Origin of the sequence: Streptomyces sp. NBC_00016, from assembly GCF_045040885.1 — a bacterium.
In the GTDB taxonomy this organism is placed as follows: domain Bacteria; phylum Actinomycetota; class Actinomycetes; order Streptomycetales; family Streptomycetaceae; genus Streptomyces; species Streptomyces coriariae.
The window spans coordinates 5206202-5227984 of record NZ_CP108304.1; the positions used below are offsets into that span (position 1 = coordinate 5206202).

A 21783-nucleotide genomic window follows, 5' to 3' on the forward strand; every position below is an offset into this window, starting at 1 on the left:
GTTCGGCTAGTCGGAGATCAGGCCCTCGCGCAGCTGCGCCAGGGTCCGGGTCAGCAGACGGGAGACGTGCATCTGGGAGATGCCGACCTCCTCGCCGATCTGGGACTGGGTCATGTTGGCGAAGAAGCGCAGCATGATGATGCGGCGCTCGCGGGGCGGGAGCTTGGCCAGCAGCGGCTTCAGCGACTCGCGGTACTCCACGCCCTCCAGGGCCGTGTCCTCGTAGCCGAGGCGGTCGGCCAGGGAGCCCTCGCCGCCGTCGTCCTCCGGGGCCGGGGAGTCCAGCGAGGAGGCCGTGTAGGCGTTGCCGACCGCGAGGCCGTCGACGACGTCCTCCTCGGAGACGCCCAGCACCGCGGCGAGTTCGGCGACCGTCGGCGAGCGGTCCAGCTTCTGGGAGAGCTCGTCGCTGGCCTTGGTGAGGGCCAGGCGCAGTTCCTGGAGGCGGCGCGGCACGCGCACCGACCACGAGGTGTCGCGGAAGAAGCGCTTGATCTCGCCCACGACCGTCGGCATGGCGAACGTAGGGAACTCCACGCCCCGTTCGCAGTCGAAGCGGTCGATCGCCTTGATCAGGCCGATGGTGCCGACCTGGACGATGTCCTCCATCGGTTCGTTGCGCGAGCGGAAGCGGGCCGCCGCGTAACGCACGAGGGGGAGGTTGAGCTCGATGAGGGTGTCCCGGACGTACATGCGCTCGGGGCTGTCCTCGGCGAGGGTGGCCAGTCGCAGGAACAGGGAGCGGGACAGGGTGCGGGTGTCGATGGCCCCTGTCGTGAGTACCGGGGCCGGAGCGGCCTCGGGGGCCGTGACGTCGTCGAGCACGTCGAGCACGGCGGGCTCGACGGGCGCGCTTGGCGCGGACTCGCTCTTTGTGAGCGTGAGCACCTCGGAGCTGCCCTGATCTGCGGACATGCCACCCCCTTTGGGTCGCGGGACGGTCGCGGCGAACATTCCCGCTTGAGGAACGTCAGCCTTCACCTGAATACCGGAGCCGAAGCCCCGGCAAACGCGCTTCCGGCAGAATGTCACATGTCGGCAACACGCTGTAGTGACATGTCGACATGTGAGTGACGAATCAGCCCTGGAAAGAGGGGGTCTGATGGCATTTCAGCGCAGATCTGCCGGGAAGGGGCCGGGTGAGTGATTCGCTCTCAGCGGTGACGACTCGCTCATGCTTCCGAGCCCTGATCGAGTGACGTGTCCTTCGGGCCCCGCGTCACGCCTCGATGCGGTTTGCCGAGCGAAGCCGCTGGAAGCTACGCGCGAGTAGCCGGGACACGTGCATCTGGGAGACGCCGAGTTCCGCACTGATCTGGGACTGCGTGAGGTTGCTGTAGTAGCGCAGGAGCAGGATGCGCTGCTCGCGCTCGGGGAGTTGGACCAGGAGGTGGCGCACGAGGTCGCGGTGCTCGACGCCGTCCAGCGCCGGATCCTCGTAGCCGAGGCGGTCCAGCAGGCCCGGCAGGCCGTCGCCCTCCTGGGCCGCCTCCAGCGAGGTGGCGTGGTACGAGCGGCCCGCCTCGATGCAGGAGAGCACCTCGTCCTCGCCGATGCGCAGCCGCTCGGCGATCTCGGCCGTCGTCGGAGTGCGGCCGAAGGCGGTCGTCAGGTCCTCGGTCGCGCTGTTGACCTGCACCCACAACTCGTGCAGCCGGCGCGGTACGTGGACCGTGCGGACGTTGTCGCGGAAGTACCGCTTGATCTCGCCGATCACCGTCGGCATGGCGAACGTCGGGAACTGCACGCCCCGCTCCGGGTCGAAGCGGTCGATGGCGTTGATCAGGCCGATCGTGCCGACCTGGACGACGTCCTCCATCGGTTCGTTGCGGGAGCGGAAGCGGGCGGCCGCGTAGCGCACGAGCGGGAGGTTGGCCTCGATGAGCGCCCCGCGCACCCGGTTGTGCTCCGGCGTGCCCGGCTGGAGCTCCTTGAGCTCACCGAAGAGCAGCTGGGTCAGCGCCCGGGTGTCGGCGCCCCGGCGCCGCTCGGGCGGCTGGACGGGTTCCGTGGGGACTTCCGCGAGGGTTTCCGTGACGGCTGCCGCAGGGGCCTGCGGGACGGCTTCCAGGGCAGGCGCGGGGGCGGGTGCCGGGGGTGCCTCTTCCTGAGGCGGCGCAGTACTGGCCGACACGGTCAACGCCACCTCTTCGTCAGGTCAACATCGGTCAACTCATCCGTCAAAAGCGGTCATAGCATCACAAGACATGTGCACTGTGTGCAAGCACCCCATAACGCCGTGTTGAGGGAGAGGTTGAGCCGTGCACCCTGATTCCCGGCGTGCGAAAGCCCCCCGCTGTTCCCGCGGAGGGCTCCGAACTGACGAAAGGACTGCTTGAAGAACGCCGAGAAGGGCGGCTCGGAAGCCGGGAACGGCGGCCGGAAGCCGGGAACGGCGGCCGGAAGCCGAAAAGGGCTGCTCAGAACTCGTAGTCGGCGACCACCCAGGTGGCGAACTCGCGCCACAGGGCGACGCCCTCCTGGTGGGCCGGGTGCTCGATGTACCGCTTCAGCGCGTCCGCGTCCTCGACCGCCGAGTTGATCGCGAAGTCGTAGGCGATGGGCCGGTCGCTGATGTTCCAGCCCAGCTCCCAGAAGCGCAGTTCCTCGATCCGGCCGCCGAGTGCCCGGAAGGCCGCTTCACCCCGCACGACCCGGGGGTCGTCGCGCTCGACGCCCTCGTTGAGCTTGAAAAGGACCAGGTGGCGGATCATGGGCACTCCCAGTGCGAGCTACTCGGCCCCGTCGGCCAGCCAGGTGAAGAAGTCGCCGACGGCCTTGGCGGCGTCCGATATGCCCTGGAAGCCTATCTGGACGTAGTCGGCCGCCTTCGCCGGGTCCGTGATGATCACGTAGAGCACGAAGACCACGAGTACGTAGACGGCGATCTTCTTGGCGTTCACCGCCACCTGGCCTCCCCTGTATGAGCCCACCCGGGCCTTGTTGACGGCGGCGAGTGTAACCGTAAGTGCGATTTTCACACCGCTTTTGAGTGTCCACGGCGCGTTCGTGAACCGATCGCGGGTCGTCGTCCGATGAGGGGGTGAACGCCGGTGCGTGCCGGGCGGAGTGGAAGAAGGGAAGGGGAGGAAAATGCTGGAACCGCTGACCGTCGCCCCGATGGTCCTCGTGGCGTTGCTGTGCCTGTGGGCGTTGCTCGACTGCGTCCGTACCCCCGGGGAGCGCGTCCGGTACGTGCCGAAGCTGCTCTGGCTGCTCTTCCTGCTCAGCGCCCCGGTCGTCGGCGGCCTCGCCTGGGTGTACCTGGGCAAGCACCCCGAGCCGCGCGAAAGCCCGGAGACACGACGAAGGGCCCGACTCATGGAGCCGGACCCTTCGTCCAGAAGCGGTAGCGGAGGGATTTGAACCCTCGGTGACTTGCGCCACACTCGCTTTCGAGGCGAGCTCCTTCGGCCGCTCGGACACGCTACCGAGGGAGACCTTACAGCAAGGCGGGCCCTGGTTTGAAATCGGTATTCGGGGGCGGTCAGCGGTCGCGGAAGAACTCCGTGAGGAGCCCCGCGCACTCCTCGGCGAGGACTCCTTCGACGACCTCGGGGCGGTGGTTGAGCCGTCGGTCGCGGACGACGTCCCAGAGGGAGCCGGCCGCGCCCGCCTTGTCGTCGCGGGCGCCGTAGACGACCCGGTCCACCCGGGACTGCACGAGCGCGCCCGCGCACATCGTGCACGGTTCGAGGGTCACGACGAGCGTGCAGCCGGACAGCCGCCACTCGCCCAGCGCGGCGGCCGCCCGCCGGACGGCGAGCACCTCCGCGTGGGCCGTCGGATCGCCGCCGGCCTCCCGTTCGTTGTGGCCCCTGGCGAGGACCGTCGTACCGTCCGGAGCCAGCACGACGGCGCCGACCGGGACGTCTCCGTCCCGGGCGGCCAGCCGTGCCTCGTCCAGGGCGAGCCGCATCGCGGCCCGCCAGCGGTCGCGTACGGGATCCGGCGCCGTTCGCGGTGCGGTCAGCGGACGGTCTCCAGGACCTCCGAGGCGCCCAGGGCGTCGGCGATCTCGGTGACCGCGTCCGAGGACAGCGACCTCAGTTCCTTCTCGCCGACGCCGAGGTCGTCGAGGATGCCGGCGTCGCCGACCGGGCCGTGCGGTACGGCCTCGGCCGGGCTGCCGTTCACGACGCCGACGACACCCTCGTCCTCGGTGTCGTCGTCCTCGTCCTCGTTCTCACCGTCCTCGGTGCCGTCGAGGTCGAGGGCGTCCAGGTCGTCGTCGTCACCCGGGTCCCTTCCGAGCAGTTCGTCGGTGAGCAGGATCTCGCCGTACGAACTGCGGGCGGCGGCGGCGGCGTCGGAGACGAAGATGCGAGGGTCTTCCTCGCCGTCGATGCGGACGACCCCGAACCAGGAGTCCTCCTGCTCGATCAGCACGAGCACCGTGTCGTCGTCGGGAGAGGCCTCCCGGGCCAGGTCGGCCAGATCCGACAGGGTCTCCACATCGTCGAGCTCTGTGTCGCTCGCTTCCCACCCGTCTTCGGTGCGCGCGAGCAGTGCGGCGAAGTACACCGTGACTCTCCCACTGGTCTTAGGCGTGCCGGTTGGGGGTCCCCCCGGCGGAGGTTGCGGGCGGAGAGAGCTCAGGCTCCGAGCCCCACCCACTCGGAATCGTGGCAGAAACAGAGCGTCCAGGGGACGTCTTCGGCTCCCTGTGTCCGGTGGTTTTGATCGCACGCCCACGTATACGTCCATGTGCACGTACCCGAGACGTCCGTCGAGCGACTCACCGGTGCTCTCGTTGCCGCCACCAGCGGATCGTACGCGGCTTTGCCATGCGCCCACGCACGCCCGCCCCACGCGACACCCGTGACGGTGGCGATCTTCCCCGTATGCCCCAAGTCCCGTACGGCCGCGGCTACCAGCGGAAGGTGCGCATGCGCATCGCGTGGCGCAGCCGGGCGGTCTTGGCGCGGCGCGGCTGGACCCGGTCGCGCAGTTCGCGGGCCTCGGCCAGCTCGCGCAGGAACCGGGCGCGGCGTCGTCGTCGCTCGGCGTCGGTCTCGTCCGACCGCGCCTTCCGCGGCGAGTCGTCGTCGGGCAGGTTGGGCAGCTCAGGCATCAGCACACCACTCCGGGTACCCCGGTCCGTCTCCTTACCTTTCTCCCACTTTCCCTCCGACGGGCGGTTTGATGCCGGTCAACGGCCCAACCCGAGGTCAAGCCGAGGGGGAGAGGTTCACTGTGAGTGGGGACGCCGGGCGGGTTCGGCCCGGTTACTGTTGTGGACATGCGCCTCCACGTCGTCGACCACCCTCTGGTCGCCCACAAGCTCACCACGCTGCGCGACCAGCGCACGGACTCCGCGACCTTCCGCCGGCTGGCCGACGAACTGGTCACCCTGCTCGCCTACGAGGCCACGCGTGATGTGCGCACCGAGCAGGTCGACATCAAGACGCCGGTCTCCCCGACCACCGGCGTGAAGCTCTCCCACCCGCGCCCGCTGGTCGTGCCGATCCTGCGCGCGGGTCTCGGCATGCTGGACGGCATGATGCGGCTGCTGCCGACCGCCGAGGTCGGCTTCATGGGCATGATCCGCAACGAGGAGACGCTCGAGGCGTCCACGTACGCCACGCGTATGCCGGAGAACCTCCTCGGCCGCCAGGTGTACGTCCTGGACCCGATGCTGGCCACCGGCGGCACGCTGGTCGCCGCGATCCGCGAGCTGATCCGGCGCGGCGCCGACGACGTGACGGCCGTGGTGCTGCTCGCGGCCCCGGAGGGTGTGGAGCTCATGGAGCGCGAGCTCGCGGGCACCCCGGTCACCGTCGTCACGGCGGCGATCGACGACCACCTCAACGAGCACGGTTACATCGTCCCGGGCCTGGGCGACGCGGGCGACCGGCTCTACGGCGCGGCCGAATGAGCCGACACCCGACCGCCGCCTGACCACAGGCGGGGCGGGGCGGGAAGGGCTGCTGCTAGCAGCCCTTTTTCGTGGACGCCGTCGGCTGCGGCGCGGCCAGGGCCGACAGCGCCTCGACCGAGGCCGTCGGGCTGGTCAGCGCCTTGAACTGGTTGCCGATGATCAGGTCGAGCGCCGTGCCCGCACGGGCCGCGTCGGTGCGGCGTTCGGCGGTGGTGAGCTGGGTGGCGAGCACCGGCAGCGAGGTGTTCAGCGAGGCCGCGGGGCCGAGCAGTATCCCGGTGCCGGTGACCTTCTTGTCGTACTGCTTGGTGGCGTTGCCCACCTCGCCGATCTTGAAGCCGCGTTTCTTCAGCTCGTCCGCGGTGGTCTTGGCGAGGCCGCTGCGGGTGGTGGCGTTGAAGACGTTCACGGTGATCTGCGCGGGCTTGGGCGCCGCGCCGGCCACGCCGGCCACGGCGGACGCGGAGGCCGCGGGGCTCGCCTTGGTCGCCTTCGTCGAGCAGCCGACTCCGGCAGCCGTGGCCGTACCTCCACCGCCCGTGAAGACGTCGATGAGCTGGAGGGTGCCCCAGCCGGCCACGCCGAGCACGGCGCCGCAGGCGACGACCACCACGACCAGCCTGCCGCGTCGTCGGTGGGGGCGCATGCGGGGGTATTTGTCCCCCGTGATCCGGTACTTGCCGCCCATGCCGGGGGGAGTCAGCATGCTCATGGGCGCAGCGTAGTGCGCCCGGGCGGCCGTGACGAATAAACGATCATCCGACACCGCTCGAGACGCGGGAAAGCACCCGAAAGGGTCAACCCGAAGGGTCGGCCGGGGCCGGGGCGGGGTTCTGACAGGGCTCCTGGCGGGGCTCCTGGCTGGGTCAGTCCAGCTCGAGCACGCGCGCGTGCAGCACCTGTCGCTGCTGGAGAGCCGCCCGCACCGCGCGGTGCAGTCCGTCCTCCAGGTACAGGTCGCCCTGCCACTTCACGACGTGCGCGAAGAGGTCGCCGTAGAACGTGGAGTCCTCCGCGAGCAGGGTTTCCAGGTCGAGCTGCTGCTTGGTGGTCACCAGCTGATCGAGGCGGACCGGGCGCGGCGCGACGTCCGCCCACTGCCGGGTGCTTTCCCGGCCGTGGTCGGGGTACGGCCGGCCGTTTCCGATGCGCTTGAAGATCACACGGAAAGCCTACCGGTCCAGACGTTCCGGGCGCAGCCATGGAGACGGAGTGCGACGCTGGAAAAGACGTGATGAACGGGGGTAAAACGGAACGAGGGTCTGCCGATGAGTGAGCCGACGAGCGCCACTGACATCGCCGCCGGGTACGCCTTCGCCGGGCCCGCCCTCGACCTGGGCGCGCTGCTGTGGGACGGGAAGTGTCTGCCCGAGGCCCCCGTCCGCATCCCCCTTCCCATGCTGAACAGGCACGGACTGGTCGCGGGTGCCACCGGCACCGGAAAGACCAAGACGCTCCAGCTGATCGCCGAACAGCTCTCGGCGCAGGGTGTGCCGGTCTTCCTCGCCGACGTCAAGGGCGATCTGTCCGGGGTGTCGGCGCCGGGAGCGGCGAACGACCGGGTGCGGGGGCGGGCGGCGGAAGTCGGCCAGAAATGGACGGCGACCGGCTTTCCGGCCGAGTTCTACGCGCTGGGCGGGCTCGGTCACGGCATCCCGCTGCGGGCCACGATCACCAGCTTCGGCCCGGTGCTGCTCGCCAAGGTGCTCCAGCTCAACCACACCCAGGAGCAGTCCCTCGGCCTGATCTTCCACTACGCCGACCAGAAGGGCCTGGAGCTGCTCGATCTCAAGGACCTCCGGTCGGTCGTCGCCTTCCTGACCTCGGACGAGGGCAAGGCGGAGCTGAAGGGCATCGGCGGTCTTTCGACGGCCACGGCCGGGGTGATCCTGCGCTCCCTGACGGCCTTCGAGGCCCAGGGCATGGCGAGCTTCTTCGGTGAGCCGGAGTTCGACACGGCCGAGTTCCTGCGCACGGCCTCCGACGGCCGCGGTGTCGTCTCGGTCCTGGAACTGCCCGCCGTCCAGGAGAAGCCGCAGCTCTTCTCGACGTTCCTGATGTGGCTGCTGGCCGATCTCTTCCACGATCTGCCCGAGATCGGCGACGCCGACAGGCCGAGGCTCGTCTTCTTCTTCGACGAGGCGCACCTGCTCTTCAACGACGCCTCGAAGGCGTTCCTCGACTCCATCACGCAGACCGTCCGGCTGATTCGCTCGAAAGGGGTCGGCGTGTTCTTCGTCACGCAGACCCCGAAGGACGTGCCCGGTGACGTCCTCGCCCAGCTCGGCAACCGGGTCCAGCACGCCCTGCGGGCCTTCACGCCGGACGACCAGAAGGCCCTCAAGGCCACGGTGAAGACGTTCCCGAACTCCTCCTACGACCTGGAGGAGCTGCTTACCGGGCTCGGTACCGGCGAGGCCGTCGTGACCGTCCTCAGCGAGCGGGGCGCCCCGACGCCGGTGGCCGCGACCCGGCTGCGTGCCCCCGAGTCGCTGATGGGGCCGGTCGACGGCCCCGCCCTCGACCGGGCGGTGCGGGAGTCCCCGCTGTACGAGCGGTATGCACAGGCTGTGGACAGGGAATCCGCGTTCGAGAAGTTGGCGGCCCGGCCCGCCGGGCGAGGAACGGGGGAGGCGAAGAAGGCCAAGGAATCGCGGGAAGCGGGGGAAGCGCGGGAAGCGCGGGAAGTCCGGGAAGCGAAGGGGTCCAGGTCCCGGGAGCCCGAGGAGGATCGATCCGTCGTCGAGCAGGTCGTCGGCAGCGGCATGTTCAAGTCGCTGGCCCGATCCGTCGGCACGCAGATCGGCCGCGAGATCACCCGCTCGCTCTTCGGCACGGCCCGGCGGAGGCGGTAGTCCCGCCTCCGCCGACCGGTCAGCGGTCCCGATGCTCCGGGGACTGCTGCGGTTTCGCTTCCTTCACCTGCGGTTTCTGTGTGCTGCGCGCGGCCTCCGCGCGCAGCAGGGCGCGCAGGATCGCGTACGGGTCTGTGGGCATGACTCTTTCCCTCGCATGTTCCTTGCGTGAGCGTGATCGCCGACGGGCCTGGGAACGGCGTCCGTCAGCAGCGCAGGACCACGGTGCGCAGGGCGTGCAGGGCGTACGACGGCCGGTGCGGCGCGGGGCGCGGCGGGTCCGCGGGGACACCGGGCGCCGGGGCCGGGAGGGCCGCGGGGCGCAGCGGGGCGGCGGGGCGGTGCGCGCAGGGGGCAGGTCGCAGCGCCGTGTCGAGGACGTCGTACTCGGCGAGCTCGGCGGCGGCGACGGGTGTCGCCGAGACCTCGGCGGTCGCGCCCGGCACCAGCAGGGCGAGCAGCAGCACGAGCATCCGCAGCCAGGTGCGGCTGCGGGGGAGGCGTGCTGCGGGGCTCATGAGAGGTCATCTCCCCGCGACACGCCCTGGGTTCAGCATGCCGGGGGTCGGATCCGCCCGTTCGGCGGACAACCGCCTCACACGGCGCGCGGCACCTGGCGGACCACCCGCCCGGGCCACCCACCCTGTTCCACCGCCTGGGTGGCCCACGCGGACGCCTACCCGGGCGGATGACCGCCGTGTTCCGCCGCCCCAGGTGGCCCACTCGGACGCCCACCTGGGCGGGTGATCCCGGCCTGTTCCGCCGCCCGGGGTGGGCAACCCGGCCTGCCTCGCCGTCCCGGCCTGCCTCGCCGTCCCGGGTGGCCCCGCCGTCCGGGCGGCTCCCGGCCTGGCCGCGGGCCGATCCGGGCGGCGCGGGCCAGGCCTCGCTACTTCTGCGCGGACTTGTCCGCCCTGTTCGCCTTCTCCGCCTTGGCCGCCGCCTTCATCTCCTGCTTGTGGGCCCGTACCTTCGTCAGCGACTCCGGGCCGGTGATGTCGGCGACGGACCGGAAGGACTTCGGCTCGCCGTAGGCGCCGGCCGCCTCGCGCCAGCCCGTGGGCCGGACACCGAGTTGTTTGCCCAGCAGGGCGAGGAAGATCTGCGCCTTCTGGCTGCCGAAGCCGGGCAGTTCCTGGAGCCGCCCGAGCAGCTCCTTGCCGCTGCTCACGTCCTTCCAGACGGCGCCGGCGTCCCCGTCGTAGTGCTCGACGAGGTACTGGCAGAGCTGCTGGACGCGCTTGGCCATGGATCCGGGGTAGCGGTGCACGGCCGGCTTCTCGGACAGCAGCGCGGCGAAGGCCTCCGGGTCCTGGGCGGCGATGTCGTGCGCGTCCAGGTCGTCCGCGCCGAGCCGGTCGGCGATCGTCCGGGGTCCCTTGAACGCCCACTCCATCGGAACCTGCTGGTCCAGCAGCATCCCGACCAGCGCGGCGAGCGGGGACCGCCCGAGGAGCTCGTCGGCCTCGGGGTCCTGGGAGAGGTGAAGGGTGACGTCCATGCGTCGATGATCCCGCCTGGGCCGTCAGCTCGCGCGCCAGTACCCCAGCGCGTGCAGCCGCTCCTTGGGGAGGCCCAGTTCCTTGCGCAGGTAGGCCGACAGTGTCCTGGTGGTGCGGGTGTCGCAGGCGATCCAGACGTAAGGGTCGGGGGTGGCCGTCAGCAGGGCGGGCAGCTCGGCCTTCACCCGCTCGACGAGGTGGGCGCCGGAGTCCACCCGGGGCACGTGCCGTATGTCGTGGCGTGCGGGGTCGGTCCGGAAGGGGAGGCCGTCCGTACCGTCGGGGGAGCCCTCGAACCAGACGGTCGCCGGGGCGGCGCCGAGTGCCCCCTCGCCCTCGCCGAGCAGGGAGTTGATGGCGGGCAGGGAGGCCGGGTCGCCGATCACGAGGACGTGCGAGGGGGCCGGGGCGGGCGCTTCGAAGCCGGTGCCCTGGACGGTCGCCTCGATGGTGTCACCGGGCTTCGCCGCCCGAGCCCAGTCGCTGGCCGCGCCCTCGTGCAGCGCGAACTCCAGGGCGAAGGTGCCGGCCGCCGGGTCGGGGTCGACCAGGGTGTAGGCCCGCTGGTGCGGCCGGCCCGCGTTCTCGAACCAGAGCCGGATCCAGATCGTCGGGTGGACGCCGGTGGCGGCGAGCAGCCCGCCGTCCGAGAGGCGCAGCCTGCGGTACTCGGCGGTGACCTCCTCCACGTCCGTGACCGTGAGTGTGAAGTCCTTCGCACGCATCAGTCTGAGGACCGTGCCCTCCCAGCCCCGCCCCTGCGCCATGGCTTCTCCACCCCTCGCGTACGATTTCGGCACAACTACTTAGGCAAGCCTAACCTAAAGCAAAGAAGGGCCAGAGGGTGACCACCGAGATCTACCGTGACGCCTGGGGCGTCCCGCACCTGCGTGCCGACAGCGCGCACGCCCTCGCCCGCCTCCAGGGAACGGTCACCGCCCGCGACCGCGCCTGGCAACTGGAGGTCGAACGGCACAGGGCGCGCGGTACCTCGGCGTCCTTCCTCGGCTCCGAGGCCCTCCCCTGGGACCTGTTCGTGCGCCGCGCCCGTCTCGACGACACGGCGAGACGCTGCTTCGACGAACTGGAGACGGAGGACCCGGAGACGGCGGAGTGGGTCCGGGCGTACGTCGACGGCGTCAACGAGGGACTGGCCGCCTGCGAGGCCCCCGAGTTCACCCGGGTCGGCCTCGCGCCCGGCCGCTGGGAGCCCTGGACCCCGCTGGGCGTCTGGCTGGCCACGCACATCCTGTTCGCCGGGTTCCCCGCCAAGCTGTGGCGCGAGGAGGCCGCCCGGCACCTCGGCCCCGAGGCCGTCGGCCTGTTCGCCACCGACGGGCCCGGCACCTCCGGCAGCAACGGCTGGCTGGTGGAAGGGGCGCGGACGGCCACCGGGCAGGCGGTCATCGCCGGCGACCCGCACCGCTTCATCGAGGACCCCGGCGTCTACCAGCAGATCCGCCTGGCCTGTGACGAGTTCGACGTCGTCGGGCTCGCCGTCCCCGGTGTCCCCGGCATCGCCCACTTCGGCCACACCGGCACGGTCGCCTGGGCCATCACCAACGCCATGGCCGACTACCAGGACCTCTACCGCGAACGGCTGCGCCGCACCGGCGCGGGCGTCGAGGCGCTCGGCCCGGACGGCACCTGGCGGCGGGTCGCCCGGCACACCGAACTCGTACGGGTGGCGGGCGAGGAGACCGTCGAGGTGGAGGTGCTGGAGACCGAGCGGGGCCCGGTGATCGCGGGCGGGCCGGAAGGCCTCGACGACGGCACCCCGCTCGCGCTGACCCTGCGCCACCCGCCCCGCGTCACCGCCGACCTGGGCTTCCAGGCACTCCTCCCGCTGCTCCGGGCCCGCCGGGCCGCCGACGTGGACCGCGCCTTCGACCGCTGGGTCGAGCCCGTCAACGTCGTCCAGGCCGCCGACACCGAGGGCGGCCTGCTGCACCGGGTCGCGGGCCGGGTGCCGCTGCGCGCCGAGGCGAACGGCACCCGGCTGGTGCCCGCCTGGGAACCCGGTCACGAGTGGACCGGCTGGCACGAGATGCCCCGCGCGGGACTGGCCGACGGCGTCGCGGTGATGGCCAACCAGCGGGGCCCCGCCGCGGAGCTGGGCGTCGAGTTCGCCCCGCCGCACCGCGCCGACCGCATCCGGGCGCTGCTGGCGGAGCGCAGGCAGTGGTCCGCGTCCGACATGCCGGCCATCCACACGGACACCCATCTGGCCTCCGCCGCGCCCCTGCTGGACCGGCTGACCGCCCTCGACGACCTGACGGGACCGGCCGCCGAGCTCCGCGACCGCCTGCTGCGCTGGGACCGCCGGATGAACGCCGACAGCCAGGACGCGGCACGGTTCGCGGCCCTGCGCAGCGCCCTGGTCCGCCGTCTCGCCGCCCACCCCGCCTTCGCGGCCCTCACGACGCCGCCCGCCTACCCGGAGGTCTTCCTCCCCTGGCTGGCCCTCCTTCCGCGCATCGGCTTCGCCCTCGAACACCTGCTGCGCGCCGAGGAGCTGTACGGCATCGACCGGGCGGCGCTCGTACGGGAGGCCCTCGAGGAGGTCGCCGGCCGGCCCGCTGCCCGCTGGGGCGACACCCACCGCCTGGCCCCCTGGCAGGCGCTGCCCGACCCCGGGCGGCAGGCCCCGGCCATCGCCGGCGACCACGACTGCGTGCTGTGCACCTCGGCCGTGCCCGGCTGGACCGACCTCGCCGCGCGGGGCCCGGCCGCCCGGTACGTGTGGGACCTGGCCCGCCGCGAGGACAGCCTGTGGGTCGTCCCCTACGGCGCGTCCGGCCTCCCCGACCACCCCCACCACCACGACCAGCTCCCCCTGTGGCTCAAGGGCGAACTGGCCCCGGTCGTCACCGACTGGGCACAGCTGAAGAAGGAGAGCGACGATGAGTGACCGCCAGGACAGCCGCAACGCCCCGGACGTCTACGTGCACGAGCAGATGATCGACGGGTTCGGGACCGTCGGCATCCGTCCGCTCGACGCCGAGGGCGACGCGGACGTCGTCCACGGCTGGGTGAGCGAGGAGCGGGCCGTGTTCTGGGGCATGAACGGTCTGACGCGGGACCAGGTCGCCGAGATCTACGCCCACATGGCCGGCCTCGACACCCATCACGCCTTCCTGACCGAGCTGGACGGCGAACCGGTCGCCCTCCTCCAGACCTACGAGCCGACCGAGGACCGGGTCGGCGAGTGCTACCCGGTCGAGCCCGGGGACATCGGCGTCCATCTGCTCATCGCACCGGCCCGCGGGCGCGGGGCGCGGCCGGGCTGGTCGGCGGCGCTGATGGGCGCGTTCTCCTCGTACGTGCTGGTCGGCCTGGACCGGCCGCGCGTCGTGGTGGACCCCGATGTGCGCAACGAGAAGGCGGTCGCCCGCTTCCTGAGGCAGGGCTTCGAACAGGGGCCGGTCGTCACGCTGCCGGAGATCGACCTGCCGGACGTGTATCTGCCCGAGAAGAAGGCGCAGCTGGCGTTTCTGCGCCGGGAGGTAGCGTTCCCCGGGTGACCTCACCGCTCACCCCCGAAGACCTCGTCGCGCACTACGGCCTGGAGCCGATCCCCCGCGAGGGAGGCCTGTTCCGCCGTACCTGGGCGGGCCCGGAGGGGCCGGACGGCCGCCCCGCCGGCTCCGCGATCGTCGCGCTGCTCACCGCCGACGACTTCTCGGCCCTGCACCGCCTGCCCACCGACGAGGTCTGGCACTTCTACCTCGGCGACCCGCTCACGCTGCTGCTCCTCGCCCCCGACGGCACCTCCCGTACGGCGGTGCTCGGCCCGGACCTCCTCGGTGGGCAGCAGCCGCAGCTCACCGTGCCCGCGCGCACCTGGATGGGCGCGCGGGTGGCCACCGGGGGCGCCTGGACCTTCTTCGGCTGCACGATGGCCCCCGGCTTCACCTACGGGGACTACGAACACGGCGACGCGGCCGACCTCACGGCGCGGCACCCGGACCGGGCCGCCCTCATCGGGGAACTGTGCCGCCCATGACGTTGCTGGCGGGCCGGGTGGCCCTGATCACGGGTGCGGGCGGCGGTATCGGGCGCGGCATCGCGCTGCGGTTCGCCCAGGAGGGCGCGGCGGTGGCGCTGCACTGCCGTACGGGGACCGAGGCGGCCCACGCGCTCGCCGAGGAGATCGCCGACGGGACCGGGGTGCGGGCCGTCGTCCTGGCCGGCGCCGATCTGACCGTCGAGGACGAGTGCCACAGGGTGGTGGCCCAGGCGGCCGAGTGGGGCGGCGGGCGGCTCGACGCGTTGGTGAACAACGCGGGCGTACAGCCGGTGCGGGACCTGCCCGGGATGCCGGCGGCCGACTGGCGCGCGGTCGTCGACACCAACCTGACCAGCGTGTTCGCCTGCACCCAGGCAGCGGCGGAGGTGATGCGGGAGCGCGGGGGCAGCATCACGCACATCGCCTCCGTGGAAGCGGCGAGGCCGGCTCCCGGGCATGCCCACTACGCCGCCTCCAAGGCAGCCGTCGTGATGCACGCGCGAGCGGCGGCACAGGAGTACGGGGCGTACGGCATCCGCGTGAACACGGTCTCGCCCGGGCTGATCGACCGGGAGGGGCTGGCCGAGGCGTGGCCCGAGGGCGTACGGCGGTGGCGTGCGGCGGTCGCGGTCGGCCGGCTGGGCCGCCCGGAGGACGTCGGCGACGCCTGTGTCTTCCTGGCCTCGCCGCTCGCGTCCTGGATCACCGGACACGACCTGGTGGTGGACGGCGGAGTGTCGGCACGGCCGACGTGGTGAACCGGATGTCCCGTGCATGCGTACGTATCTCCGAGCACACGAGTCTCGAGTCCCAGGCAAGGCGGAGCGGTGACGTGAGCGAAGGGCGAGATGGCGGACGACACGGTGGTGGGCGGTACGGCAGCGGGGGACACGGCGGCGGCCGAAGGGGACTTCAAGGGCTGGTGCTGCTGGGCACCGTGCTGGTCCTGCTCCTCCTCGGCGGCGGCCCGGCCTCGGCGCACGCGGCCCTCCGCGGCGCCGATCCCGCCGACGGAAGCGTCGTCAGGACGGCCCCCGACGCCATCACCCTCACCTTCACCGAGTCCGTAGGCCTGCTCGACGACTCCTTCCGGGTCTTCGACCCCGACAACCGGCGGGTCGACACGGGCGAGGCGGGCCACGCGGACGGCCGCGCCGACACCGCGCGGATCAAGCTCCCCGCGAAGCTCGGCACCGGCACGTTCACGGTGGCCTGGCGCGTGGTGTCGGCGGACAGCCACCCGATCGCCGGCGCGTTCACCTTCTCGGTGGGCACGCCGTCCGCGACCCCGCCGGCCCTGCCCGGCACCTCCGTGGAGAACCCGGCCACCGGAGGCCTCTTCAACATCGGCCGCTACCTCGCGTACCTCGCCGCGGCGCTTCTCGTCGGCACGGCCGCCTTCATCGCCGTCTGCCGCCCGCCGGACGTCCGGCCGCTGCGCAGGCTGCTGCTGGCCGGCTGGTGGGCGCTCGCCGGATCGACGGTGTTCCTGCTGCTGCTCCGCGGCCCCTACGAGACCGGCACCGGCCCCGCGCAGGCCCTGGACCCGTCGGGTCTGACCCGCACACTGGGCACCAGGCCGGGCCTGGCCCTGGTGGCGCGCCTCGCGCTGCTCGCGGCGGCCGCGGCCCTGCTGCTGTGGCAGCGCAAGGCTCTCGGGGAGGGGAAGCGGCCGTCCCGCGCGGCGCTGCTGACCGGCGCCACGCTGGCCACGGGCCTGGCCCTGACCTGGGCCGGCGCCGAACACGCGTCGGTCGGTATCCAGGTCCCGGTGGCGATGACGTCCACCGTGCTGCACCTGCTGGCGATGGCGGTGTGGCTGGGCGGCCTGGCGTCCCTGCTCACCCTGTTCTACCGCGCGTCCGTCCCGTCGCGCGTGGTCGGCCGCTTCTCGCAGCTGGCGGGCCTCTCGGTGACCGTCCTGGTGGTGACGGGCGTCTACCAGTCCTGGCGCGGCCTCGGCTCCGTGGCCGCGCTGACGGACACGACGTACGGGCGGGTCCTGCTGGCCAAGCTGGTCGCGGTGACGCTCCTGCTGCTGGCGGGGGCCCGGTCGCGGCGGACGGTGACAAGGGAAAGGACGGCGAGGAACGTGACGGTGGAGGTGACCTCGGTCGGCACGGAGCGGGAGGCGCGGGTACCGGAGCCGGTGGGCGGCCGGGCCGAAGGCGCGGCGGACGGCCTGGCGGACGGCCGGGTGGAAGGCCGGGTGGAAGGACGGGCGGCCGGCACGGTCGACACCTCGGCGGGCGGCCCGCCGCTGCCCGGGAAGCCCCGGCCACCGGCCGGTGCGGCCCTCACCCCGGCCGAGGACGCCCAACGCCGGGCGCTGCGCCGTTCCGTGCTGGCCGAGGTCGTCGTCTCCGTCGTCGTCCTCGTCCTCACGACCGTCCTGACGGGCACTCTGCCGGGCCGGGCGGCGGCCGAGGCGGCGACGGCGGAACAGTCCGCCGGGCTGCCCGTGGCCTCCGTGACCAACATCCCCTTCACCATCGGCTCCACCAACCCCGGCGTCCGCGGCGTCAGCGGCAAGGTGCAGGTCACCCTCGATCCGGGCCGGGTCGGCGACAACGGTCTCCAGGCCGTGGTCTACGGCCCCGACGGCGGCTTCGTCAGCATCCCCGAGCTGCGGATCTCCTTCAGCCTGCCCGACCAGGACATCGGCCCCCTCGACGCCAAGGTCACCGACCGGGGCGGCTACTGGGCCGCCGACACGGTCAACCTGCCACTGCCCGGCACCTGGGAGATGAAGGTGACGGTACGGGTGTCGGAGACCGACCAAGTGAGCGAGTCGAAGCCGGTGGAGATCGTGCGCTGAGACAGCGGCCGCCCCCGGCGGGGCGGCCGGTCAGCGTGCCGGGTCGGGAGTGGCGTGCCGGGCCGCGAGGGCACGTTCCTCCTCCTCGAGCCGACGGGAGCAGCGGGCGTCCGGGTCGTAGGCGACGGCCGTGCTCACACAGGTGCAGAACACCCGGGCGTCGCGGGTGACGCGGCTGGTGACGCGGAAGGTCGAGCGGCGCAGGTCACCGATGGTCGTGGTGATGGTGACCGGCTCCGGCTGGAGGACGAGGGGCTCCGTGTAGTCGAGTTCGTGGCGTGCGTAGACGAACCTCGGGCGGATCTCCTGCCCGGGCTGTCCGGGGCGCAGATAGAACATGTCGATATGGGCGTCCTGGATCATCTCCAGCAGCCGGACGTTGTTCACATGGTTCATGGAGTCCAGGTCGCTCATGCGTACCTGGCGGAGATAGAGGTGCGGTCGGCAGTCGGGCACCTCGAGGGGCGGGCGGCCGGTGCCGGTGCGGCGGATGTCGGACGCCAGGGCGTGGGTCAGGGTCAAGGTGTCACTCCTCGGAACATCGGAACAGGGGTCCCGGCCTCCTGGCCGGTACGCGGTACCGGTGCCGGGGCTACAGGGACTGCGGGCCTACAGGGCCCCCTCGATCAGGTCGGCCGCGGCTGCCGCCCCGCCGGCCGCCGCGATCTCCCGGCGCATGGCGGACACGCCCGCGCGGATGTCCCGGTCGGACGAGACCCGCAGGACGGCCTCGCGCAGCGCCTCGGGGGTGACGCTCTCGCGCGGCAGGTGGACGCCCAGCCGGAGGTGTTCGATCCGGGCGGCGTTGACCCGCTGCTCGGCCATCTGCGGGACCGCCACCAGCGGCACGCCGTAGTGCAGGGCCTCCATCGTGCCGCCCATTCCGGCGTGGGTGACGAAGGCGTCCGCGTGTGCGAGCACGGCGAGTTGGGGCACATGGGGATGGACCTCGACGTTGGCGGGCAGCGGCCCCAGCCCGTCCGGCGGGACGGCGCCGACGGACATGACCACATGCCAGGGCAGCTCGGCGAAGGCCTGGACGCAGGACCGGTAGAACTCCGGCCGCCGGGTGAACTGGGAGCCCAACGAGACCAGCAGGACGGGCACATCGGGCCGCGGCGGCTGCCAGGAGCCCTGGTAGGAGCGGTCCCCGAGCGCCGGCCCGACGTACGCGACGCGCTGAGCCTCGACGGTGTCCGCCCTGCGCTGGAAGGTCCGGGGGAAGAACGCGACGGCGTGTGCGGGCCGTACGAGGTCCTGGATCCGCGCGGCTTCGATCCCGTGGTCGGCGAAGGCGGCCGCCAGCCGCGCGAAGCCCGGCAGCTGCGGGAGGCCGGGCACGCCGAAGAACTCCGGGACGATGCCGTCGTAGGCGAGGTGGGTGGGCGACGCCACGACGGTCGGCACCTGCCACCGTGCCCCCAGCAGCAGGCCCGCGAAGGCGTAGATGTCGCACAGCACCAGGTCCGGACGGTCCTTGCCGAACGCCCGGGTCAGCGCGGGCAGGGCCGCGAGCGCCACCTCGACGACCCGCGCGAACCCCTCGCCCATGTCCTCCGGCGCGTCCGAGCCGTCCCCCGCGTCCGGGTAGAGCACGGGCTCGGCGCCGGCCGCCTTCACCTGGTGCATGAAGTCCTCGGTGACGGCGTAACTGACCCGGTGCCCCCGCCGGACGAGCTCCTCGACGACCCCCAGGGTCGGATTCACGTGCCCGTGCATCGGAACGTTGAACACGGCGATGTGCGCGGGGATGTGCGCGGGATTCGGATGAGTACCAGGCACGACACACAACTCCTGTCCGGCACGGAGCCGGGGCGGGGGATTCGGCAACGGGGCGCCCGAACGGCGGACGCGGAGTCCCGATTAAAGGCGCAAGGACACCGTTCGTGACCGCAAACCTGCGGCAGTGTCACCCCATCAGGGAGCCTCCACGGCCGCGCGTTGACACCTGCGGAACACCTGAGGGGTACCTGGCGAGGCCGCCGGTGACGCGGCGGACGTGACCGCCGGTCCGATCGGCCGTTGGGGGTACAGGACGTCGTCCGTCAGCAGCCGGCCCACGACAGGACCGGCCCACGGCACGGACGGCCCACGACAGGAGCAGTCTCATGCCCGGATCGCATCTGCCCTTGATGGAAGAGGGGATGGCCCGCTGGCCGTTCGGCCCGCCCAACGCCGGGATCGCCCTGGACCTCGCGGGCGCCCCACCGTCGTTGGACGAGCTGCGGGCGTTGGTGGAGGAACGCTGGAAGGCGCTGCCCAGGCTCACCCAGACCCTGGTCGCTCCCGGCGGCGCCCGGACGGGCCTGGCCTGGTGGACGGGCCGGCACCGCTGGGCGCGGCGGGACGGCCACGACCTGGCCCGGCAGATCGACAGCGCGGACCTCACCCTCCGGGACGCGGTCCGGCAGTGGTTCCACACCCCGTTCCCGGCCGACCGGCCGCCCTGGAGCCTCCACCTGCTGCGCGGGGCGACGGAGGGGGAGTTCTCCCTGCTGTTCCGGATGCACCACAGCCTGCTCGACGGCCGTTCCCTGACGACCCTGCTGCGCGCCCTCTTCGACGACGGCGGGCCGCTGGACGGGGCCGCGTCCCTGGCGGTGCCCGGTCCCCGGCGACGGACGGTCGGCCCCGGCCCGACGGGGGGCGGCCCGCCGGGGCTGCTGACCACGGGCCGCGCGGTGCCGCTGCCGCACCGGGGCCCGCGGGAGCCCGCGTACACCGTCGTACGGCTGCGCGCCGACGTCCTGCGGGCCGCGCGCGCGGCCGTCTCCGTGGGAGCGGCGGGCGCCTCCCGCCCGGCGACCACCAACGAGGTGTTCCTGGCGACGGTCTCCGGAGTCCTGCGCGCCTGCCTTGCGGCTTCGGCCACCGGTTCCGCCGCCGCCGCCGACCCCGGTCGCGCCTCCGGTTCCGGCGGCGGTGACCGGGATCCGGATGTGCGGCAGGTGTGGCTGTCGGTCCCGGTCGACGAACGGCCCGACGACTGCGGTGAGTTCCTCGGCAACGCGTTCGCCAACGTCCGGGTCCCCGCGCCGGTGACCCTCGCCGACCCGGCGGCCCGCCTGACCGCGTGCACCGGCCTGCTGACCACCGTGACCCGCCCCCGGCGCACCGCCGAGAAGCTGGTCGAGGGCACGCTCGCGGCGGTTCCCGGGGCGACCCTGGCGCTGGCCGGCGGAAAGATCTTCGCGCCCGCGTACGCGCCGGCGGCCTGCTCCTACGTCCATCTGCGCGAGCAGGGCCAGACCCTGGCCGGACGGCCGCTGCGCCACCTCACGATCGTCCCCATGGTGCCTCCGGCCGACACGGTCACCTTCGCGCTGGGCGGCTGCACCAAGGGCCACACGCTGAGCGTCGCCACCAACTCGGGCAGCGAGGACGCCGGCCTGCTGGCGGAGGCGTTCCTCGACGAGCTGACGCTGCTCGCCGAAGGGGCTCGCTGACCCGCCGGTTCCGCGCATGTCGAAGGGCCCCACAGCGAACGGTGGGGCCCTTCGGCATGCGCGGAACCGGGACGGCGTGCGGCCGCGGGCTGCGAGGCCACGGTCACCGGCCGGAGCTAGCTCGCCTGGCGTCGAGCCGCACCCGTGCCGGAGAGGGATGCCTGCGCATCCTCGATCAGGAAGATCTCGTCCTCCCCGAAGTCCGGGGCCTGGAAGGGGTTGGTCGTCGGAGGCGGCGATGCCGCGGTGGCATAGCGAGTCGCCCCTTCCGGAGCGGAGAACAGCGAGGTCGGGTCGATGAGAGGTCTCCCATTCGTTACAGGGCCGTGAACGGACCTGGCGTGCCGTGACCGGGCACAGCGGTCCTACAGCTTGCTCATCTTGGTGTACGGGCTCAGGATCCGCATTTGCGCCGAACCGAAATCCACGAGGGCCGCGATTCCGTCCTCGATGCCGATCACGCGGCCGAGGCCGTACATGTCGTGCGTGACCTGGTCGCCCACCTCGAAGTGCTTCGGGGACGGCGCGGCCGGGGCCTTGAAGGGACTGGTGGGCAAGTAGCGCTTCGGTGCCGATGGCTTTGTCATTGCCTCCAGTATGGGCCTGCATGGGCCACTCGTAGCGGCCGTCTTTCTCCGCTGTTCGTCACAGACCCGGACAGCGATCATCACTTCGGCCGGAACACGGGCAGTCACGCGCCTCTGACCTGGTGCTTCGCCGATGAGCCCGCCGAAGCGCCCACGGGACCCCACCACAGACCGTTACCTTCGGAAACCCGCTCCACCTCAGCTGGTCGCGAGAATCGGGCTCAGGATCATGAGCATGACGCACAGCGTCGCGGGCGGCCCCACCGGATGTTCCCGGACCGTCGAACGAGACGCCGTGCGAGGACGCCGTGCGAGGACGGCATCCGACGACGGCATCCGAGACGGACGGTCGGGACGGGCAAAGTCGAAGGGCCCCACCGCGAACGGTGGGGCCCTTCGACTTCGTGCCCGGTGAGGCACTGGCGGAGGATACGAGATTCGAACTCGTGAGGGGTTGCCCCCAACACGCTTTCCAAGCGTGCGCCCTAGGCCACTAGGCGAATCCTCCGCGGCAAACAATACAAGACGTTGAGGAGTGCTCGCGAACTCGTTCCCCCCGCTCAGATCCTGTAGCCTGTGCGCAGCCCCTCACGCGGCGCTATCTGACTGAACTCCCCCAGGGCCGGAAGGCAGCAAGGGTAGGTCGGCTCTGGCGGGTGCGTGGGGGGCGCTTGCGTGTGCGGTG

Annotated in this window: 25 protein-coding genes, 2 tRNA genes and 1 other RNA gene; 10 read left to right on the forward strand and 18 right to left on the reverse strand. The window is 72.1% G+C overall.

What is annotated here, in order from left to right:
* Nucleotides 1-6 precede the first annotated feature (6 nt).
* From OG933_RS23050 to OG933_RS23065, 4 genes are all read right to left on the reverse strand, one after another.
* Nucleotides 7-915 carry an RNA polymerase sigma factor SigF gene (locus OG933_RS23050; protein WP_020131315.1) on the reverse strand — a complete coding sequence of 303 codons (909 nt, stop codon included), beginning with the start codon at nt 913-915 and terminating at the stop codon, nt 7-9.
* A gap of 304 nt (nt 916-1219) precedes the next feature.
* Nucleotides 1220-2140, reverse strand: a complete 921-nt coding sequence (locus tag OG933_RS23055; RefSeq protein WP_362530119.1) for an RNA polymerase sigma factor SigF — start codon at nt 2138-2140, stop codon at nt 1220-1222.
* Between the two features lie 280 nt (nt 2141-2420).
* Nucleotides 2421-2714: a Dabb family protein gene (locus OG933_RS23060; RefSeq protein ID WP_020131313.1), complete on the reverse strand. Its 294-nt coding sequence runs from the start codon at nt 2712-2714 to the stop codon at nt 2421-2423.
* A gap of 18 nt (nt 2715-2732) precedes the next feature.
* Nucleotides 2733-2909, reverse strand: coding sequence for a hypothetical protein (locus OG933_RS23065; RefSeq protein WP_020131312.1), 177 nt, complete (start codon nt 2907-2909; stop codon nt 2733-2735).
* A gap of 184 nt (nt 2910-3093) precedes the next feature.
* On the opposite strand from OG933_RS23065, the gene OG933_RS23070 reads away from it, so the two are divergent.
* Nucleotides 3094-3366, forward strand: coding sequence for a PLDc N-terminal domain-containing protein (locus OG933_RS23070; protein ID WP_405628750.1), 273 nt, complete (start codon nt 3094-3096; stop codon nt 3364-3366).
* Here OG933_RS23070 and OG933_RS23075 read toward each other — a convergent pair.
* The 4 genes from OG933_RS23075 to OG933_RS23090 all read right to left on the reverse strand — a co-directional run bounded on the left by OG933_RS23075 (nt 3348) and on the right by OG933_RS23090 (nt 5074).
* A tRNA-Ser gene (locus OG933_RS23075) sits at nt 3348-3432 on the reverse strand. The genes OG933_RS23070 and OG933_RS23075 overlap by 19 nt on opposite strands.
* Before the next feature lie 55 nt (nt 3433-3487).
* On the reverse strand, nt 3488-3919 hold the full coding sequence (gene tadA, locus OG933_RS23080; RefSeq protein WP_020131307.1) for a tRNA adenosine(34) deaminase TadA: 432 nt from the start codon (nt 3917-3919) through the stop codon (nt 3488-3490).
* Between the two features lie 50 nt (nt 3920-3969).
* Nucleotides 3970-4524 (reverse strand): hypothetical protein, encoded by a 555-nt coding sequence (locus tag OG933_RS23085; RefSeq protein WP_020131306.1) that lies wholly within the window; start codon nt 4522-4524, stop codon nt 3970-3972.
* A 346-nt stretch (nt 4525-4870) separates the two neighbouring features.
* Nucleotides 4871-5074: a hypothetical protein gene (locus tag OG933_RS23090; protein ID WP_362530126.1), complete on the reverse strand. Its 204-nt coding sequence runs from the start codon at nt 5072-5074 to the stop codon at nt 4871-4873.
* 168 nt (nt 5075-5242) lie between these two features.
* On the opposite strand from OG933_RS23090, the gene upp reads away from it, so the two are divergent.
* Nucleotides 5243-5878 carry a uracil phosphoribosyltransferase gene (upp, locus tag OG933_RS23095; RefSeq protein ID WP_028807086.1) on the forward strand — a complete coding sequence of 212 codons (636 nt, stop codon included), beginning with the start codon at nt 5243-5245 and terminating at the stop codon, nt 5876-5878.
* A gap of 55 nt (nt 5879-5933) precedes the next feature.
* Here upp and OG933_RS23100 read toward each other — a convergent pair whose 3' ends face one another.
* Together OG933_RS23100 and OG933_RS23105 are read right to left on the reverse strand one after the other, a co-directional pair.
* Nucleotides 5934-6569 (reverse strand): LytR C-terminal domain-containing protein, encoded by a 636-nt coding sequence (locus tag OG933_RS23100; RefSeq protein ID WP_362530215.1) that lies wholly within the window; start codon nt 6567-6569, stop codon nt 5934-5936.
* A 178-nt stretch (nt 6570-6747) separates the two neighbouring features.
* On the reverse strand, nt 6748-7044 hold the full coding sequence (locus tag OG933_RS23105; RefSeq protein WP_004943146.1) for a type II toxin-antitoxin system VapB family antitoxin: 297 nt from the start codon (nt 7042-7044) through the stop codon (nt 6748-6750).
* 105 nt (nt 7045-7149) lie between these two features.
* On the opposite strand from OG933_RS23105, the gene OG933_RS23110 reads away from it, so the two are divergent.
* The gene (locus OG933_RS23110; protein ID WP_405628751.1) at nt 7150-8736 is read left to right on the forward strand and encodes a helicase HerA-like domain-containing protein; all 1587 of its coding nucleotides are present in this window, start codon (nt 7150-7152) and stop codon (nt 8734-8736) included.
* Nucleotides 8737-8755: 19 nt separating this feature from the next.
* Here OG933_RS23110 and OG933_RS23115 read toward each other — a convergent pair whose 3' ends face one another.
* The 4 genes from OG933_RS23115 to OG933_RS23130 all read right to left on the reverse strand — a co-directional run bounded on the left by OG933_RS23115 (nt 8756) and on the right by OG933_RS23130 (nt 11005).
* A complete protein-coding gene (locus OG933_RS23115; RefSeq protein WP_327183883.1) occupies nt 8756-8878 on the reverse strand; it encodes a hypothetical protein in 123 nt (40 codons plus the stop codon).
* A gap of 64 nt (nt 8879-8942) precedes the next feature.
* Nucleotides 8943-9254 carry a hypothetical protein gene (locus OG933_RS23120; RefSeq protein WP_405628752.1) on the reverse strand — a complete coding sequence of 104 codons (312 nt, stop codon included), beginning with the start codon at nt 9252-9254 and terminating at the stop codon, nt 8943-8945.
* Between the two features lie 371 nt (nt 9255-9625).
* Complete coding sequence (locus tag OG933_RS23125) at nt 9626-10237, reverse strand: HhH-GPD-type base excision DNA repair protein (protein ID WP_405628753.1); 612 nt, start codon at nt 10235-10237, stop codon at nt 9626-9628.
* Nucleotides 10238-10261: 24 nt separating this feature from the next.
* Entirely contained in the window at nt 10262-11005 is a 744-nt protein-coding gene (locus tag OG933_RS23130) for a siderophore-interacting protein (protein ID WP_405628755.1), read from the reverse strand.
* A gap of 77 nt (nt 11006-11082) precedes the next feature.
* Here OG933_RS23130 and OG933_RS23135 point away from each other — a divergent pair, with 77 nt between their 5' ends.
* The 5 genes from OG933_RS23135 to OG933_RS23155 all read left to right on the forward strand — a co-directional run bounded on the left by OG933_RS23135 (nt 11083) and on the right by OG933_RS23155 (nt 17065).
* A complete protein-coding gene (locus OG933_RS23135) occupies nt 11083-13149 on the forward strand; it encodes a penicillin acylase family protein (protein WP_405628756.1) in 2067 nt (688 codons plus the stop codon).
* Nucleotides 13142-13762: a GNAT family N-acetyltransferase gene (locus tag OG933_RS23140; RefSeq protein ID WP_405628757.1), complete on the forward strand. Its 621-nt coding sequence runs from the start codon at nt 13142-13144 to the stop codon at nt 13760-13762. The genes OG933_RS23135 and OG933_RS23140 overlap by 8 nt, the downstream gene beginning before the upstream one ends.
* Nucleotides 13759-14244, forward strand: a complete 486-nt coding sequence (locus OG933_RS23145; protein ID WP_362530144.1) for a cupin domain-containing protein — start codon at nt 13759-13761, stop codon at nt 14242-14244. Before OG933_RS23140 ends, OG933_RS23145 begins: the two co-directional genes overlap by 4 nt.
* Nucleotides 14241-15005 carry an SDR family oxidoreductase gene (locus tag OG933_RS23150; RefSeq protein ID WP_362530147.1) on the forward strand — a complete coding sequence of 255 codons (765 nt, stop codon included), beginning with the start codon at nt 14241-14243 and terminating at the stop codon, nt 15003-15005. Before OG933_RS23145 ends, OG933_RS23150 begins: the two co-directional genes overlap by 4 nt.
* Before the next feature lie 164 nt (nt 15006-15169).
* Nucleotides 15170-17065, forward strand: coding sequence for a copper resistance CopC/CopD family protein (locus OG933_RS23155; protein WP_405628759.1), 1896 nt, complete (start codon nt 15170-15172; stop codon nt 17063-17065).
* Nucleotides 17066-17095: 30 nt separating this feature from the next.
* Here OG933_RS23155 and OG933_RS23160 read toward each other — a convergent pair whose 3' ends face one another.
* Together OG933_RS23160 and OG933_RS23165 are read right to left on the reverse strand one after the other, a co-directional pair.
* Complete coding sequence (locus tag OG933_RS23160) at nt 17096-17587, reverse strand: acyl-CoA thioesterase (RefSeq protein ID WP_405628761.1); 492 nt, start codon at nt 17585-17587, stop codon at nt 17096-17098.
* An 87-nt stretch (nt 17588-17674) separates the two neighbouring features.
* Nucleotides 17675-18847: a macrolide family glycosyltransferase gene (locus OG933_RS23165; RefSeq protein ID WP_405628763.1), complete on the reverse strand. Its 1173-nt coding sequence runs from the start codon at nt 18845-18847 to the stop codon at nt 17675-17677.
* A 326-nt stretch (nt 18848-19173) separates the two neighbouring features.
* Here OG933_RS23165 and OG933_RS23170 point away from each other — a divergent pair, with 326 nt between their 5' ends.
* On the forward strand, nt 19174-20511 hold the full coding sequence (locus OG933_RS23170) for a wax ester/triacylglycerol synthase domain-containing protein (protein WP_405628764.1): 1338 nt from the start codon (nt 19174-19176) through the stop codon (nt 20509-20511).
* 365 nt (nt 20512-20876) lie between these two features.
* Here OG933_RS23170 and OG933_RS23175 read toward each other — a convergent pair whose 3' ends face one another.
* Both OG933_RS23175 and OG933_RS23180 read right to left on the reverse strand, forming a co-directional pair.
* Nucleotides 20877-21098, reverse strand: coding sequence for a hypothetical protein (locus tag OG933_RS23175; protein WP_028807083.1), 222 nt, complete (start codon nt 21096-21098; stop codon nt 20877-20879).
* Between the two features lie 420 nt (nt 21099-21518).
* Nucleotides 21519-21606 (reverse strand) — tRNA-Ser (locus tag OG933_RS23180).
* A 71-nt stretch (nt 21607-21677) separates the two neighbouring features.
* Here OG933_RS23180 and ffs point away from each other — a divergent pair.
* Nucleotides 21678-21776, forward strand: an RNA gene (gene ffs / locus OG933_RS23185) — signal recognition particle sRNA small type.
* The last annotated feature ends 7 nt before the right edge of the window (nt 21777-21783 follow it).